The organism is Flavobacterium orientale (genome assembly GCF_014638005.1).
GTDB classification, from domain to species: domain Bacteria; phylum Bacteroidota; class Bacteroidia; order Flavobacteriales; family Flavobacteriaceae; genus Flavobacterium; species Flavobacterium orientale.
The window spans coordinates 206,332-222,537 of sequence record NZ_BMFG01000005.1 but is presented as its reverse complement, the minus strand read 5'-3'; the positions used below and the strand labels follow the sequence as shown (position 1 = coordinate 222,537).

General features: G+C 34.3%; 14 protein-coding genes. 1 reads left to right on the top strand and 13 read right to left on the bottom strand.

What is annotated here, in order from left to right; genetic code table 11:
• Positions 1 to 13: 13 nt before the first annotated feature.
• The 3 genes from IEV15_RS08415 to IEV15_RS08405 are packed head-to-tail and all read right to left on the bottom strand — an operon-like array spanning position 14 to position 2,510.
• Complete coding sequence (locus IEV15_RS08415; protein WP_188362080.1) at positions 14 to 1,300, bottom strand: cryptochrome/photolyase family protein; 1,287 nt, start codon at positions 1,298 to 1,300, stop codon at positions 14 to 16.
• 42 nt (positions 1,301 to 1,342) lie between these two features.
• Positions 1,343 to 2,041: an SDR family NAD(P)-dependent oxidoreductase gene (locus IEV15_RS08410; protein WP_188362079.1), complete on the bottom strand. Its 699-nt coding sequence runs from the start codon at positions 2,039 to 2,041 to the stop codon at positions 1,343 to 1,345.
• 1 nt (position 2,042) lies between these two features.
• Positions 2,043 to 2,510 (bottom strand): SRPBCC family protein, encoded by a 468-nt coding sequence (locus IEV15_RS08405; protein WP_188362078.1) that lies wholly within the window; start codon positions 2,508 to 2,510, stop codon positions 2,043 to 2,045.
• Positions 2,511 to 2,648: 138 nt separating this feature from the next.
• Between IEV15_RS08405 and IEV15_RS08400 the strand changes: the two genes are divergently transcribed.
• Entirely contained in the window at positions 2,649 to 3,500 is an 852-nt protein-coding gene (locus tag IEV15_RS08400; RefSeq protein WP_188362077.1) for a DUF2911 domain-containing protein, read from the top strand.
• A gap of 57 nt (positions 3,501 to 3,557) precedes the next feature.
• Here IEV15_RS08400 and IEV15_RS08395 read toward each other — a convergent pair whose 3' ends face one another.
• The 10 genes from IEV15_RS08395 to IEV15_RS08350 form a co-directional block, all read right to left on the bottom strand.
• Positions 3,558 to 5,966, bottom strand: a complete 2,409-nt coding sequence (locus tag IEV15_RS08395; RefSeq protein WP_188362076.1) for a TonB-dependent receptor — start codon at positions 5,964 to 5,966, stop codon at positions 3,558 to 3,560.
• 13 nt (positions 5,967 to 5,979) lie between these two features.
• On the bottom strand, positions 5,980 to 7,683 hold the full coding sequence (locus tag IEV15_RS08390; RefSeq protein ID WP_188362075.1) for a sodium:solute symporter family protein: 1,704 nt from the start codon (positions 7,681 to 7,683) through the stop codon (positions 5,980 to 5,982).
• Positions 7,684 to 7,799: 116 nt separating this feature from the next.
• Positions 7,800 to 10,304: a PIG-L family deacetylase gene (locus IEV15_RS08385; RefSeq protein WP_188362074.1), complete on the bottom strand. Its 2,505-nt coding sequence runs from the start codon at positions 10,302 to 10,304 to the stop codon at positions 7,800 to 7,802.
• Between the two features lie 118 nt (positions 10,305 to 10,422).
• Positions 10,423 to 10,902: a hypothetical protein gene (locus tag IEV15_RS08380; RefSeq protein WP_188362073.1), complete on the bottom strand. Its 480-nt coding sequence runs from the start codon at positions 10,900 to 10,902 to the stop codon at positions 10,423 to 10,425.
• An 86-nt stretch (positions 10,903 to 10,988) separates the two neighbouring features.
• Positions 10,989 to 12,821 carry a BamA/TamA family outer membrane protein gene (locus IEV15_RS08375; RefSeq protein WP_188362072.1) on the bottom strand — a complete coding sequence of 611 codons (1,833 nt, stop codon included), beginning with the start codon at positions 12,819 to 12,821 and terminating at the stop codon, positions 10,989 to 10,991.
• Between the two features lie 37 nt (positions 12,822 to 12,858).
• Positions 12,859 to 13,389, bottom strand: a complete 531-nt coding sequence (locus IEV15_RS08370) for a mechanosensitive ion channel domain-containing protein (RefSeq protein ID WP_188362071.1) — start codon at positions 13,387 to 13,389, stop codon at positions 12,859 to 12,861.
• A gap of 13 nt (positions 13,390 to 13,402) precedes the next feature.
• Entirely contained in the window at positions 13,403 to 13,987 is a 585-nt protein-coding gene (locus tag IEV15_RS08365) for a Maf-like protein (protein WP_188362070.1), read from the bottom strand.
• Entirely contained in the window at positions 13,980 to 14,906 is a 927-nt protein-coding gene (locus IEV15_RS08360) for a geranylgeranylglycerol-phosphate geranylgeranyltransferase (RefSeq protein ID WP_188362069.1), read from the bottom strand. The genes IEV15_RS08365 and IEV15_RS08360 overlap by 8 nt, the downstream gene beginning before the upstream one ends.
• A 6-nt stretch (positions 14,907 to 14,912) precedes the next feature.
• Positions 14,913 to 15,440 (bottom strand): KdsC family phosphatase, encoded by a 528-nt coding sequence (locus tag IEV15_RS08355; RefSeq protein ID WP_188362068.1) that lies wholly within the window; start codon positions 15,438 to 15,440, stop codon positions 14,913 to 14,915.
• Positions 15,424 to 16,185: a Rossmann-like and DUF2520 domain-containing protein gene (locus IEV15_RS08350; RefSeq protein ID WP_188362067.1), complete on the bottom strand. Its 762-nt coding sequence runs from the start codon at positions 16,183 to 16,185 to the stop codon at positions 15,424 to 15,426. The genes IEV15_RS08355 and IEV15_RS08350 overlap by 17 nt, the downstream gene beginning before the upstream one ends.
• Between the last annotated feature and the right edge of the window lie 21 nt (positions 16,186 to 16,206).

Genomic DNA, 16,206 nt, shown 5'->3' with positions numbered 1-16,206 from the left:
TTCTTTTTAAGTTTTAGCCAACCGCTTCTTTGTAAACTCGCAAACAACGCTCGCGAGCATCTTTATGGTCTACGATTGGTTTTGGATAAGCAGCTGTTTCGACTTCTGGAACCCATTTTTTAATATATTTCCAGTCTTTGTCAAACTTTTTAATTTGTTCTGTAGGATTAAAGATTCGAAAGTAAGGAGCAGCGTCTACACCTGAACCGGCTGCCCACTGCCAATTGCCCACATTACTGGCTTGTTCGTAATCAAAGAGTTTTTGAGCAAAATAGGTTTCGCCCCAACGCCAATCGATTAATAGGTGTTTGCATAAAAAACTGGCTACTACCATTCGCACACGGTTGTGCATGTGCCCGGTGGCATTCAATTCACGCATTCCGGCATCTACCATCGGGTAACCGGTTTTGCCTTCGCACCAGTTTTTAAAATCTGCTTCGTTGTTATTCCATTGAATAGCATCGTATTTTTCTTTAAAACTTCTGTTAATAGTATGCGGAAAATGCCAAAGAATTTGCATGAAAAACTCACGCCAAATCAGTTCATTCCAAAAGGTTTCGTTTTTAGATTCGATTGCTCTGGCTACCATTTTTCGGATAGAAACTGCTCCAAATCGAAGATAAGCTCCCAACATAGACGTGCCTGAAACAGCCGGGAAATTTCGAGTAGCTTCGTAATTCGAAATTAATTTATCTGAAATATCATAAGGCGAAACTTTAATTTTGGAAGCTTCAAATCCGATGTCATTCAAACTCAAGAAAGGGTAGGAGTGCTTGACAATTTTGTCCAACTTTTTTTCAGAATCATAAGGAACTAATTGAATTGTTTTAAACTTTTCTTTCCACTTTCTGGAATACGGAGTATAGACTACATAAGGCAATCCATCATCTTTTACCACTTCACTTTTTTCAAAAATAACTTGGTCTTTACTCGTTTTAAATTCGACAGCATGCTCTTTAAACAATTGATAGATTTCCTTGTCTCTTTTGCGAGCATAAGGTTCATAATCATGATTGGTATAAACGGCTGAAATTTTATTTTCAATAAGTAGTTTTTGAAATACATCAAAAGGGTTTCCATGAAAAACAGCTAGAGATTTTCCTTTTTCTTCTAATTGTTTCTGTAGGTTCGAAAGCAGTTCATGAATAAATGTTACCCGAGCATCGTCTTTAGGTAATTGAGATAAAATAAATGCATCAAAAATGAATATAGGTAGCACTTCTTCATTGCTGTTTAAAGCATGAAAAAGTCCAATATTATCGTCTAAACGTAAATCTCTTCGAAACCAAAAAATAGTCATAATTTGGGTAATAGGTTAATGGTAATGGGTAATAGGTCAAAGTTAACCATTTACAAGCAAAGTTGACATCCCGCCATCCACATGAAAAATCTGTCCTGTAATCCATGTGCTTTTATCACTCAAAAGAAATTGTGCCATTTGAGCCAAATCTTCGGGTTGACCGAATCGTTTTAACGGATGACGTTCTGATGATTTTTCTTTTTTCACATCATTATTCAAAAATTTATCAGCAAGTGGCGTTTCGGTTAACGATGGTGCAATGACATTTACCCTAATCTTCGGAGCATATTCTGCGGCTAATGCTTTTGCAAAACCTTCAATGGCTCCTTTTGCAGCAGCAACACTGGTGTGAAAAGGCATTCCCATTGAAGCAGCTACACTACTGAACATAACGATACTCGATTGTTCCGAAGCGGTTAAATTAGGTAAAACCGATTGAATGACTTTCACCAAACTGATAAAATTGATATGCAAATCGCTTTCAAAAGTTTCGGGTTTGATGCCTTTAAAAGGTCTGAGATTGATGCTGCCTGGACAATAAACTAAGCCGTCAATTGTAGATGGAAGTTGCGAAACATCTAAAGTGTCAGAAGTAGCATCAAAAGGAATGTGAGTGACTTTCAAATCTGAAATTTGATCATTAGTTCGTGAAGCAATATAAATGTTGCTTTCAAATTGTAATTCTTTTGCGATGGCTAAACCTATACCGTAGGAACCACCGATTAAAAGTATGTTTTTCATATTATCCTTTATATTCTCCAAAAAGTTCAATTAGTTTTTTCTGTCTGTAGTCAAAAATTTCTTTCAACTTGGGTTTAACCAAAATCGGATGTGCCATTTGACCCAAAATTCCCATCGGAAGTTTATAATCAACGATGTCTTCCATTTCAACACCACCTGGAATTTCTTTTAAAAAATGTTTGTGATGCCACAAGGCATAAGGTCCAAATCGTTGCTCATCCACAAAATAGGCTTTGTCTTTAACATGGGTAATTTCTGTTACCCATTTGGTTGGGATGCCTAATACCGGAGTTACAATATATTGTATGATTTGTCCGGGAAACATCGGTTTTTCTGCACCACTCAAAATGTTGAATCCCATGTAATCAGGCGTGATGGTTTTTAAATTTTTCGGACTCGATAAAAAATCCCAAGCTTCTTCTAATGAAATCGGTAGATTTTGTTTGGTATGAAGCGTATATATTTTCATGTTTTATTTTTTGTAAAGGTAATAAATGTTTAATATTATTTTATAAAAGTTAAACAAAATAAATTGTTTTATGGTTTCTTTAACATAGTAAGAACTTACGAAATTGTAATTTTGAAGAATAACTAAACTAATTTAAAAATGAAAAAAATAGTATTTGCTGCATTGTTTTTAGTGACTTCAATTTCAATGGAAGCACAAGTAAAAACTCCGGCTCCAAGTCCGAGAGCTAATTTTGAACAAGTTGTTGGTTTAACCAATGTTGAAATTGATTACAGTCGTCCGAGTGCAAAAGGAAGAACCATTTTTGGGGATTTAGTGCCTTTTGGGAAATTATGGCGTACCGGAGCTAATCAAAACTCCATGATTACTTTTGGGGATGACGTTGTAATTGGTGGTACAACCTTAAAAAAAGGAAAGTATGCCATTTTTGTAACACCAAAAGCGGATAATTGGGAAGTTGTTTTTTATACAGATACGGAAAATTGGGGAACACCGCAAAATTGGGATGAAGCAAAAGTAGCTTTAAAAACGAATGTAAAACCTGAAATGCAAAATCGACACATTGAAACATTTACCATTGCATTGAATAACGTGGATAATGATTTTGCCCATTTAGAAATTTCTTGGGAAAAAACATTGGCAGCTATCAAATTTGAAGTGCCAACCAAAAAATTAGCAATGGATAACATTACTAAAGCTTTATCCGGACCTGCAGCTTCTGATTATTTTTCTGCAGCTCAATATTATTTTCAATCTAACGGCGACATGAAAACAGCTTTAGACTATATGAATAAAGCCACTGAAATGACTGCCGCTAAAGGTACACCATTTTGGTACAACCGTTTGAAATCACAAATACAAGCTAAATTAGGCGATAAAAAAGGGGCTATCGAAACAGCTAAAGTTTCTTTAGATGCTGCTGAAAAAGCGGGGAATGCTGATTATGTAAAAATGAACAAAGACAGCATTGCGGAGTGGAGTAAAAAATAAATAAAGTTCACTTATAAAAAATCCTATCAAGATTCGTTTTGATAGGATTTTTTTGTGCTAAAATGAAGTTCGAACCGCCAAAATCAAATTTCTTCCGGCCGCAGTAATACCCGACGAATAGGGTCGATAACGTTGGTCGGTAATATTTTCAATGCCTCCGGAAAACGACCAATTTTTATCTAATTTATAGAGTGCTTTTAGATTAATAGTATACCAACTAGGTACATAAGGTTGACCGTTACTATCAAGAGCATACAAGTACTCTTTTTCAATTTCTGATGGAGCTAAGTTTTTTGATTTTATTTTAGAATTGTAAATTACAGATAAATCGGTAGTCCAATTTCTGGTTTTTAATTGCAACCTACTATCACCAAAAAATGGAGCGGCATGTCGCAAGGGAGCTTTATTTCCATTATCTAGTTCTTCTTCACCTTTGGTCCAATTGGCATTGGTTTTCCAATTTAAGATGGGAGAGAGTTCAATGTTTAATCCGGCTTGAATTCCATAAACATTTGCTTTTGCCGCATTTTGAATAGCTTGAACGTTACTTTCTTCACCTTGAAATATAATGGTAGTTGCTCCGTTAAAAGTGAAATTTCTTCGAACCAATGCGTCTTCTACAATCGTATAAAATCCGGTTAGGTCAAGTGCAACGGATTGTGCAATTTTTTGAAGAATACCCACTTCAAAATTATAGGCATATTCATATTCTAAATTTGCATTAGGCACCACAACATTTCCCGGGGTGCTTTCATACGTTTTACCGATATCATCAATGTTTGGTGAACGAAAAGCGGTGCCGGTATTGAAAAATAAAGCTGTTTTATCGGTTGCTAAATAAGTAAATCCAAGGCTTCCTGTAAAGGCACTGGTGTTGATAGTTGTCTTTTCAAATGGATAGTCCACAAAGGAAGAATCAAAAGTAGCGTCTAGCCAAATTTGATTGAATCGGAAACCGGATTGAAAGGTGAATTTTTGATTGATCTTGTTTTCATATTGCAAGTAAGTAGCCAACGATTGCCAATTGGATCCATCAGGATATCGTGATGGGATAGCTTCTCTTTCGTCAGTTAGCAGTGAGGTTTGAAATCCTTCGGAGTTGACTTTATTATGAATGTACTCTACGCCATAAGACAGTTTGTGTTTGTCATTTATTTTTTTGATAAAATCAAAATTTGATGAAAAAGCCCCAACATTTTCGATGTTGCTGTTTCGAAGGGTAGCATTTAAATTTCGATTGTGTCGGCTTTCTTCAAATAATTGATAACTGGCATTAAATTGGGCTTTGTCAAACCATTTGTTGGGTTTGGAATGACTTATCTTTAAATGATGCATGGTCCATTCTTGTGGGCCGTAATACCATTCTGCAAATCGCAATACATCATTTCTTCTTCGCAATAACTGGTCGTACCGGTTAAAATCGGAAGTGGTAGAATAGTGAAAGGCATAAATAAAATTCCAATACTCATTGGGTTTAAAAGCAATTTTTTGCAATAAATTGATTTGACTATATCCGGTTTCAACCTGTATATTTGGGTTGTTATTGGTTTGTATTTCGTCTACATTATCAATAGTTTGAACAAAATCAGGACGCGTATATGCTCTCGGACCGTGTTTTCCCATTCTCAAATCTTCATAATCACTTACCGTTGCAGAAGTGACAAAAGCCCATTTTGAAGTGCCTACATTCAAATCAAAATGAATTGTTTTTTCATTGTTGGCCGATGACCATCTGCTTAAAGCATTTCCCGAATAAAAAGGGTGTTCTTTGGCATATTCAGGCTCAAAAGTGTAGAAATTCATAACACCGCCAATGGCATCACTACCGTAAATTACGGTTCCCGGTCCCAAAATAACTTCAGTATTCTGAATACTGTTGGCATCAATAGAAACAACATTTTGAATATTTCCGCTTCTGAAAATAGCATTGTTCATTCTGATTCCATCTACATTCAATAACACACGATTGGTTGCAAATCCTCGAATCATGGGACTTCCACCGCCTAATTGACTTTTTTGAACAAACACTTTTCCCGTATTGTTTAATAAATCGGCAGACGTTTGCGGATTCATTAGTTGAATGTCCTTCATTTTAAAAGTAACTATGGAATTGGGAATGCTTTTTTTGGTTTCCTGCCATTTGGAAGTAGAAATAATCACTTCATTTAAAGAGGTGTTTTCAGGATTCAAATAAAGTGTAAAATTATTTTTTTCGATTTGATTGTAACTGATAATCTGAGTTTCAAAACCCAAACAACGGATATAAATTTTCTTGGCGTCTTTGAAATCAGTTAGTGTAGCTTCCCCTTTTGAATTCGTAACTGTTGCTATTTTTGGATGATTAGAATTTAAGGTGACGGCCTCAATAGGTTCACCGGAAAAAGCATCTAAAACCGTTACATTTTGAGAAAATAATGTAAAAGAAAACAATTGGAAACAAAGCAATCCAAATAGTTTTTTTGACATAAAAATTGATTTTTTAGTTTTTGATTTTAGTAATCAATTGTATTAAAGTAGCAAGTCCAATGGTTAAACCGGCACCAATGGCATTCAGCCATAAGTAACCCAATAGTTCTTTACCCGAAGGATAAATATGAATGTAATTGTAGTAAATTATAAAAACAATAATTTGACTAATCAAACCTCCATAAAAAATTGCATTTCCTTTAATAAATTTCAAAAAGAATGCAACAAGAAATATGCCAAGTATCGTTCCGTAGAACACAGAACCAACAATATTAACTAATTGTATCAAATTTTCAATTAAAGTTCCAAAACAAGCAAAGAGAATGGCAATGATTCCCCACAAAAGTGTAAATCCCTTTGAAGCTAAAACAAAATGTTTATCTGATTTTTGGGTTTTTAAATTCCGTTTGTAAATATCCATTGTGGTGGTTGAAGAAAGAGCATTCAATTCTGATGCTGTGGAAGACATGGCTGCAGAAAGTATCACAGCTAGTAAAAGTCCAACCAAACCTACCGGTAAATAATGTAATATAAAATGAATGAATACATAATCCTTGTCATTGGGCTCTTGCTTTATTTTCTTAATAATGACTTGTGCTTCTTCACGAATTGTTTTTTCCTTTTCAGAAAGTGCAATTATCCTTTTTCGTAAAACGGGATTGTCAACATCAAAATTCAATTGGTTGGCATAAGTTAAAGTCACCTCCTTTTTTTCTTCTTGAATTTCACCCAATCGATTTTCCAAATCTTTATAATCATTGCCATAAATTGATTTTTCAACAGCAATCTGACTGGTTGGATTGAAATTTAAGGGTACTTTATTAAACTGAAAAAAAACAAATACCATAACACCGGTTAACAGAATAAAAAATTGCATAGGCACTTTCAGTAAACCATTAAACACCAATCCGAGCTGACTTTCACGAATAGATTTTCCGGAAAGATAACGCTGCACTTGTGATTGATCGGTACCAAAATAGGATAGAGCCAAAAATAAACCGCCGGTGATGCCGCTCCAAAAGGTATAGCGACTGTTAGGATTGAATGAAAAATCTAAGATGTTCATTTTGTCATTAACACCCGCAATTTGTAGAGCATTGTTAAAGGAAACTTCTTCAGGTAAGTAGCTTAATATCAAATAGAAAGCAATAAACATACCCGACATAATAATGAACATTTGTTGTTTTTGGGTAACATTAACCGCTTTTGTCCCGCCGGAAACGGTATATATGATAACTAAAACGCCAATAATTAAATTCAATAAATTCAAATTCCAACCTAAAATGGAAGAAAGAATTATGGCCGGAGCATAAATGGTAATTCCGGCAGCCAAACCGCGTTGGATCAAGAATAAGGTTGCAGCTAAACTTCTGGTTTTTTGGTCAAATCGATTTTCTAGAAATTCATAAGCAGTATAAACATTGAGTTTGTGATATATGGGAATGAAAAAAATACAAATGATTATCATGGCAATGGGCAAACCAAAATAGAATTGCACAAAACCCATTCCATCATGAAAAGCCTGTCCGGGAGTGGACAAAAAAGTGATGGCACTCGCTTGTGTAGCCATTACAGAAATCCCAACGGTCCACCATTTCGACTCGTTGTTTCCCAATATATAGTCTTTTACATCTTTGCTGCCTTTTGTTTTCCAAGCACCATAAACTACTATGAAAAGTAACGTAAAAGCAAGTATGAACCAATCAATTAATTGCATGGATTAGGAGAAGTTTTTCATGATGATAAAGAAAATCAGAATATAAATAGCATTGGCAATAATTACCCAGACATAGGTAGAATTTAAAGCATTTTTTTTATTTTCTTCCATCGTTATTATTTTGTTGAACTGATTGAAATCATGTTAGCCAGCAATCGATAAGCTCCCGGAACGCCTGCCGGAAGTTCTCTGAAAAAACTTAATCCGGTATAAATGTAATGTCCTTTTCCGTAAGGAGCAACTAATAAACTTCCGTTTTTTGGCTCTTCGCCTAAATCATTGGAAGAAAGAATAGGGGTAAAGTTGGCATCCCACTCATTCGGAAAATACAAACCTTGTTCTTGCACCCAATCTTCAAAGTCTTTAGAGGTGATTGTATTGGGATAATTTAAAACTTTATGATTAGGGGCTAAAAACCGAACTTCGGCAGCTTCTTCGGTAACTCGGTCTCTTGAAATTTTTAACGGATACGGTGCTAGATCTTTTACGGTCAACTTTCCTGTGGTGTTGTATTGCACAATCATGGTGTTGCCTTCTTTTACAAAATCAAAAAGCAATTGCTGTTTAAATGCTAATTCTTCCACCGTATTATAAGCTCTGATTCCAACGATAACTACTTGGTATTTCTTTAAATTTGAAGCGGTAATTTCTTCTGGTTTCAATATAGTAACGTCATATCCCATTTGTGATAAATAGGTTGGCACTTCATCTCCGGCTCCCATAATATAAGCTATCCTTTCTTGGTTTGTTTTAATGTCCAAACGGATGAATTTTGAAGTTGAAGTAGCCAAAACCTGTTGCGAAGCAATGTGATTGTAGGAAATAATCAATTGTTCTTTGTTTTCTTCTTTTCCGTTTACAACGGCGATGCTTTTAGCTTGAATTTCTTCCACTTGTTTGGGAGCTGTTACTTGAAAAGTAAAACTAGCCTCGGCTCCTTTTTTGGAAAGATCAAACGGAATGTTGTCAGGACTAACTTTCCAACTTTTAGGAAGCTCCAATTTTAAAATTCCGGCAACAGCATCTCTTCCCGATTTAACTTTGATGGTTATCGGCAATGTTTGTTGGGCTTGAAAAATTTTTACTTTGTCAACAATGGAAGTAGTGACATTGGGAACTACATCTAAGGGTTTGTAAACTTCACCGGTAACGGGGTCGTTGTATTTGTATATGATTTCTTTTTCAAAAGGAATGGTTGTTTTATTGATTTCAATCATAAAAACTACTTTCAATTGTCTGATGATGTCGGGTACCCCAATTCGCTCTTGTTCATCAACGCGATACATACCAACAGTTCCTTCTTTTTGAAGCCAATACGGCTCAGTATATTCTAAATTTTCGGGTAGTGTAATTTCCAATTCATTGGATTCGGAAACATTATTAGACAACTTTTTAGTAGATGAAATAGTTTTTCCTTCGGGATAAAAACCAGTGGTCAAAAGTGTCATCGGAATGGGACTTCGATTGATGGTCTCCAATTTTACGGTCAATTTTTCTCCCGGAGCTACCGACTGTTGTGTGGCAACCGCCTCAAGATATAATCCGGCACATGCCTGAATGATTGTTTTTAATTCTTCCGATTTTATTTGCTTCCAATGGTCATCTTCTAATTTTTGAACCAATTCATAGGCTGAAACTAACGATGGAATACTGGCAGATGGATTTTTAAAATCAAAATTTTCTTCTACCTCTAAAAGTAGTTTGCCAATTGCAAGGCCTCCTTTTACTCTATTCCAAGACGTGTCAATGCCTTCAAAAATAGATGTATTGTCAGACGGAATGGCACCTTTTATCAATTCCAAATATTCAATTTCTTCACCCCGGCTTCCGGTACTTCCGAATCCTTGCGACTGATGACGACTTCTACTCAAAGCAGCAATTTCCTGATTTGATTTTCCGAAAAGTGGAAAGTAAACGCCGGTTTCAAAGTTCACTAAATTCTTTTTGTCTGCCTGATCAAATTTTTCTCTACTTCCGTAAAACCACCAAGAGGTATTGAAAAATAAACGTTTGGGTTGCCATAAACTCACATAATCCAACTGTTTTGGAAATACACTTTTATTGTTAATCTCATCAAAAATTTCTATTGAAAGTTGAGCCGACGAAGTGTGATGTCCGTGAGTGGTTCCCGGCGAACGATGATCAAAACGATTGATAATTACATCGGGTTTGAACTTTCGAATCACATAAATCATGTCTTCTTTGACTTGTTCTTTGTTCCAGATTTTTAAGGTTTCATCCGGAATTTTAGAATAACCAAAGTCATTGGCTCGCGTAAAAAATTGTTCGCCACCATCAATTTTTCGAGCTTCAATCAATTCCTGTGTTCGGATTACACCAAGTAGCTCTCGTAATTCTGTACCAATTAAATTTTGACCGCCATCACCTCTGGTTAAAGATAAATAGGCGGTTCTGGCTTTTTGATGATTGGCCATATAGGAAATCAATCGGGTGTTTTCATCATCAGGATGTGCCGCAATATAAAGCACGGAGCCTAAAAAGTTTAATTTTTGAATTTTATGGTAAATCGCAACTGAAGTAAGTTTTTCAGGTTGTTGAGCTATGGAATTGGATACGTAACTTAAACAAAATAAAATAAGTAGACAGGTTTTTTGAATCATTCGATAAGGTTTAATGGCCTTTTCAAATATACTAATTAAAGCGACTTTATTTTTTATTTAAAATATCTTTAACAAAAAAAACAGAGACTGAAAGCCTCTGTTTTTTGATAATCTATAATTAATTTTTATTTTTTTTCTTATTTCCTTTAGCGTTTTTAACGCCAACTGAATTGGATTTTGTTTTTTTGTTTTTAACAAAAACAGATTTGTTTTTGTTACTGTTTTTTGATCCAATTGTTTTTTGTGGTGGACCTTTATAACCTTTTGGATATTTTACTTTATGATTATTAAAATGTAAATAAGGTGTTGGTCCGTGATAATCAGTGACTACTACTTTATATCCGGAATAGAAATCATATTTTTTAAATTTTCCGGGTAAATTTCTTTTTCTGTACCATTTTCCTTTTTCGAAATAGACATATTGAGATTGTTGCACATCATAATACATTTCGATGTCCGGAACATAATAATAACGCACATCAGTATAACCCGCAGGACCCCATGGTGGTGGTGTTCCGATAGTAATGTTCACTTGTGAAAATGCGGTTGCTACAAATAAGAGCAATAGTGCTGTAAATCCTAATTTTATTGGTTTCATAATTCAAAATTTTAGTGAGTACTAATTTTTCATTCTTAAATTAGTGTAGCCAAAAATCATGCCACCAAGGTTAAGTAATAACCAAATCAATTGTAAGTTGCCGTTCGGGGTTTGTTAATCTCAAAGTCAAGATAACCAAAATCAGAGGTTTGAAAGGAATTGGTGTTAAAAATATTTTCTCCTTGATTTGGTATTTTTGGATAGAATGAAAAAGACAACTGAAAGTTGTTAAACACCAAATAATCATTAGTAAGAATAACGCCTAAAGTAAATTTGTTGAATCCCTCACTTTTTTTGAACCCATTGGCACCATCACCCAGCAAAGCAAGACTATAACTGGAAAAAGGACTAAAACGAAATCCTGCCCACTGCCACGGAGAATAGGTTTGCGATTGGAGTGAGAGGACTATTTTTTTGGTACCTAAAGACTTCGGACTATTAAAGCCTTGAATACCATTACTTTCATTTATATTTAATCGGTCACCTTCAGAATTTAGTCGGTTATTTCCAATGATAATATCGTTTTTGATAAAATGTCGCATTTTCCAACGTCCCATTTCAATTAAAGGGGTAAAATAATTTAATTGGGATACAAACGTATTTTGTTCCGTGCTTTTGTCTCTGTAAAAGCTTCCAAACTCAAAATTAGTACTCAAATAACCCCAACTGAAATAATTTCCCATAGTTGCACGAAGTCCCAAATACAATCTGCTGCCTTCATTTTTTCTTTGGTAACCTGCCGTGGCTCCAAAATACTTTCCAATAGGAACGTCTTCCGTTATGCCGTAATTGAAAATATAACTATCTTGAACAAAACTTCGGTGGGAAATTCCAATACCGCTTAAAATAAATTTTTCATCAGAAAAAAAAGCAATACTGTCAGATTCTATGGAGGGTCTTTCAGTAAAATCAACATGTAAAAAGCGGAGTGTTGTAATTAAATTGGTTTCCTTAGTAAAATTACCGGTTCCAATAGTTACAGGCAATGAATAGCCAATCCAGGTATCATAAGTATCCGATTTAAAATTTTCTTTTTTGTACTGATTGGGTAACAATGGTAAACTGTCTTGTAAAAATCGGTTTTCATACTGAAATCCACCGGCCCATCTTGTATAGGGTGAAATAAAAGTTCGTTCTACTTGAATTCCTTTAGTGTAATTGTCTTGTAAATCAATTTGATAGTTTAGAGTGGCTCTTATAAAAGTATTTTTGATGTTGGGTAAGGTATATCTTGTGGATAAAGCAGATTTAGAATCGTCAATATTTTGTCGGAACGAATTGGACCAATCATGACCTAAACCTAAAAAATTACGCTCTCTAACTTCATAAGTCACTCTACTGGTTGTTGGCGTAATATTAGGAATTAAACTCCAAGAATCTAAAACGCGAATAATAACATCAACACTATCCGACTTTGCCGAAATCATTTGAGGTTCAATTTGAACCCTTCTGATGTAACGTTGACTTCTAATAATACGTTCACTTTCATTAACCAAAAGCGTGTCCAAACGGTCGCCTTTTTTTATTAATAATAAATCTCTAATAATAAATTTTTTGGTTTTTGCATGCAACGTGTTTCCTAGTTTAGACATGAAACGTGTTGGCTTTGCAGCTGTATCCGAGGTGGAATAACCAAATGGATCTAAAGTGGTGATTTCAATATTTCGAATTATTTTATTCTCATAATTCTGAAAACTTTTTCGCTGATTTCTTTTGGCGTGTTTGTTTACAGTAGGTTTCGTTTGAACCGTTCTAAAAACTAAACCATGCACAAATTTGGTGAATCTACTTTTTTTAGAGTAGTTTTCAATGTTTTTATAAGCAGTGATTATCGTATCTTTTTTTGTTGTATTATCTTGGCTGTAGCCGAAAAAACTACAAATTAAGAAAAGCCCGATAACAACTTTTTTTGGTATCATTTATTTTTAAATCATCTTCATTAAAACCCATTCCATTTTAATCGGTAAATTCTCTTGTGTCCTTTTCAGGATAAATGATAGACACCCCTTTTTGCAATAACAAACTATTGGGGTAGGTTATAATTTCTCCTTCTTTTGTTTTTAAATAGGTATGAAACCCTCTAATATCTTCAATTTCTGCTTCGATTGGAAAATCTTTATCATGAATTTTAATAGTATCACCGATTTTAAAAGGAGCAGAAAAAAACAGAATTATTCCTGATGTTACATTACTCAAAATCGACCATTGAGCAAACATAGCTACGCCAATAACCGCAAAAATTGAGGAGGTGACTAAAACTATATTTTCAGGTTTAACACCCCAAATCACAAATAAAGTTATAATTGCAATGGTGCCAATCAATATGTTGAAATACTTAATAACTAACCTTGTTCTGTGTTCTAATATTTCACTTATTCGGGCAAAACGTTTAACGATTTTTGCAATCAGTAAACGAACAATAATTAAAATTACTAAAACAAATAATGTAATAATAACTTCTCTTATATACTCATTAAAAAGTTCCATAATTATAAAATAATTAAATAAATGTAGCCAATTTTTTAAATACAAGATGTATCGGCATTCCTACAACATTTGCATACGAACCTTCCATTTTTTTTATACCAATCCAACCAATCCATTCCTGAACACCATAACTTCCGGCTTTGTCAAAAGGTTTAAAATTATCAAGATAATACCGTATCGATTCATCAGATAATTTTTCAAATGTTACTTTTGTTTTGTCATGAAAAACATCGGTTTTATCATTTGTTTTAAAACAAACAGAGGTTATTACTTCATGTGTTTTGTTTGATAAATCAGATAACATTTTAAATGCATCATCATAATTTTTGGGTTTTCCCAACGCTTTTTCATTCAACCAAACAATCGTGTCGCTGGTTATTAAAACATCATCATCCTTAAGTTCGCCTTCAAATGCATTTGCTTTTAAAACCGCTAAATAATCCGTGATTTCTTCAGCCTTCAGATGTTCTGGATAAACCTCGTCAATTTCTTTGAGTTTGATTTCAAAATCTATGCCCAAATCTTTAAAAAACTGCTGTCTTCTTGGCGAACCCGAAGCGAGAATGATATTTTTATGTTTTAATTTATCTCTAAGCATTCCATTTTATTGAATAAGTGATCACTACAATTGACATAATTCCAAAGAAAATAACCACCTTCAGCACTTTTGAAATGGTTTGAAAATCTTCAGTTGTAGAAGCTTTCCAGCTTTTTATCATAGTAAGTACTAATGGTGCAACTACCGTTACCAATACATACAACGTAGCAATCAATAAATTGTTTTCAAACAAATTGCTAGTCGTATAATTTATCAAAAGCAACAACGCAATCAGGTGTAATACAAAAACAATTTTCGCAGTTATTTTTGTGCCAATTAATACAGGCAAAGTTTTGGCACCAACTGCAAAATCACCTTTGTAATCTTCAGCGTCTTTTACTAATTCTCTAATAAAATTGATAAAGAAAGCAAAAAAGGCATAATCCACTAAAATCTTAAATAGAATAGCCATTTGATCTCGGTTGGCGTCATAAGTTGCGGGATATAAATCAAAAACACCCAACAATAAAACACTAACTCCGGTTAAAATAGCTACTAATAAATTGCCAACAAGTGCAATTCTTTTGAGTTGCGTAGCATAAAAATACAAAGAAGCCGCAATAAATATAAAAATTACTGCAAAACTGGGGCGAAGTATCACATTTGAAAGGTAGAACCCAATGGCAACACCGGTTAAATTTAAAGCAACATACAAATTGTAGCCTTTGTTTTCGGATATAGATTTGCCTATAATTTGTTTTTGAGGTTTGTTAATCGCGTCTGTGTCTTGATCAAAAATATCATTGATAATGTATCCGGCTGCAGCCAAAAGTACCGTTGCCAATACTAAAAGGGAAAACTGCCAATCAGCTAATGCTAACGATACATCTTGATGAATCAAAAAGCCATAGCGAAAAGAAAATTGCATCAAAGCAAGCAAAATCAAATTTTGATAACGAATAAGTTTTAAAAATTTCATCGGGAGTTAATCTAATTTTCCATTAAAATAGGTATTCCATTTTCCTTGAACTTTCATCACTTGTTCAATGACATCTCTTACGGCTCCGGTACCGCCTTCTTTATGAGAAATATAAGTTGAAATAGATTTGATTTCCGGACATGCATCTTGTGGACAAGTGGGCAATCCTACCAATTGCATCACATGAAAATCCGGAATATCATCGCCCATATAAAGCACGTTTTCAGGATTGATTTGGTACAAATCACAATATTCTTTAAAGGTTTCAACTTTGTCAGGCGAACCCAAATGAATAGCTGTTATACCCAAGTTTCGTAGTCTGATTCGAACGCCTTCGTTACTACCACCGGAAATAATACAAACATGATAACCGCTTTCAACAGCTGCTTTCATGGCAAAACCATCGCGAATGTGCATTTCTCGTAGCAGTTCTCCATTTTGAGCGATATGTACTTTTCCATCTGTTAAAACACCATCAACATCAAAAATAAATGTGGTAATGGTATTCATTAATTCTTTATAGCTTTTTGCCATGATCTATAATAGATTTTGTTATGAGTTTATAAATTTCTATTTGATTTTCATCTGATAAAAAATGCAAATGCGTGTTAATCGTTTTAGTATCGCCTCTTTTTGCAGGTCCGGTTTGAGCTTCATCCGGACTTTTAATCGCAATTTTATTTGCCGTTTCCTGAATTAAAGGTTGTAATATGGAAAAAGGCAACTTGTTTTCTTCACAAATTTCAGCTCCGATACTATACAGATGATTAACAAAATTACACACAAAAACAGCAGCCACGTGCAATGCTTTTCGTTGTTCAGATGAAATAGATTGCACAACCGATGAAATAGTAGTAGCAACAGTTTCAATTATTTTAAAATCCTTCTCTTTTTCCGCTTCCAAACAAATCGGAATTTCTTTAAAATCGACAGGTTTATTTTTAGTAAAAGTTTGTAATGGATAAAAAACACCCCGACGATTTTTTGAATCTAAAATTTCCAGCGGCATACTACCTGAAGTATGAACAACTAATCTATTTTCAAAGGGAAGTTTTGCTGAAACATCAGCAATCGCATTATCCGAAACGGCAATTAGATATAAATCCGCTTGTTTAATTTCAACATAATCAGAAACAATTTTATCCGAAGAAATCAAATGTGAAACACTTTCTTTTTGCCGCGAAAAAACCTGAATCAGCTCAATTTCATCACTTTGCAAAAAAGCCGTAATCAAATGTTGAGCTACATTTCCGGAACCGATAATAACGATTGAAACCATTCGTCAAAAATAATAAAAACA

Bases quoted from the DNA above. Each gene is read 5' to 3' on its own strand.
- IEV15_RS08415 (WP_188362080.1), bottom strand. From the start codon at position 1,300: ATGACTATTTTTTGGTTTCGAAGAGATTTACGTTTAGACGATAATATT.
- IEV15_RS08410 (WP_188362079.1), bottom strand. From the start codon at position 2,041: ATGAAAAACATACTTTTAATCGGTGGTTCCTACGGTATAGGTTTAGCC.
- IEV15_RS08405 (WP_188362078.1), bottom strand. From the start codon at position 2,510: ATGAAAATATATACGCTTCATACCAAACAAAATCTACCGATTTCATTA.
- IEV15_RS08400 (WP_188362077.1), top strand. From the start codon at position 2,649: ATGAAAAAAATAGTATTTGCTGCATTGTTTTTAGTGACTTCAATTTCA.
- IEV15_RS08395 (WP_188362076.1), bottom strand. From the start codon at position 5,966: ATGTCAAAAAAACTATTTGGATTGCTTTGTTTCCAATTGTTTTCTTTT.
- IEV15_RS08390 (WP_188362075.1), bottom strand. From the start codon at position 7,683: ATGCAATTAATTGATTGGTTCATACTTGCTTTTACGTTACTTTTCATA.
- IEV15_RS08385 (WP_188362074.1), bottom strand. From the start codon at position 10,304: ATGATTCAAAAAACCTGTCTACTTATTTTATTTTGTTTAAGTTACGTA.
- IEV15_RS08380 (WP_188362073.1), bottom strand. From the start codon at position 10,902: ATGAAACCAATAAAATTAGGATTTACAGCACTATTGCTCTTATTTGTA.
- IEV15_RS08375 (WP_188362072.1), bottom strand. From the start codon at position 12,821: ATGATACCAAAAAAAGTTGTTATCGGGCTTTTCTTAATTTGTAGTTTT.
- IEV15_RS08370 (WP_188362071.1), bottom strand. From the start codon at position 13,389: ATGGAACTTTTTAATGAGTATATAAGAGAAGTTATTATTACATTATTT.
- IEV15_RS08365 (WP_188362070.1), bottom strand. From the start codon at position 13,987: ATGCTTAGAGATAAATTAAAACATAAAAATATCATTCTCGCTTCGGGT.
- IEV15_RS08360 (WP_188362069.1), bottom strand. From the start codon at position 14,906: ATGAAATTTTTAAAACTTATTCGTTATCAAAATTTGATTTTGCTTGCT.
- IEV15_RS08355 (WP_188362068.1), bottom strand. From the start codon at position 15,440: ATGGCAAAAAGCTATAAAGAATTAATGAATACCATTACCACATTTATT.
- IEV15_RS08350 (WP_188362067.1), bottom strand. From the start codon at position 16,185: ATGGTTTCAATCGTTATTATCGGTTCCGGAAATGTAGCTCAACATTTG.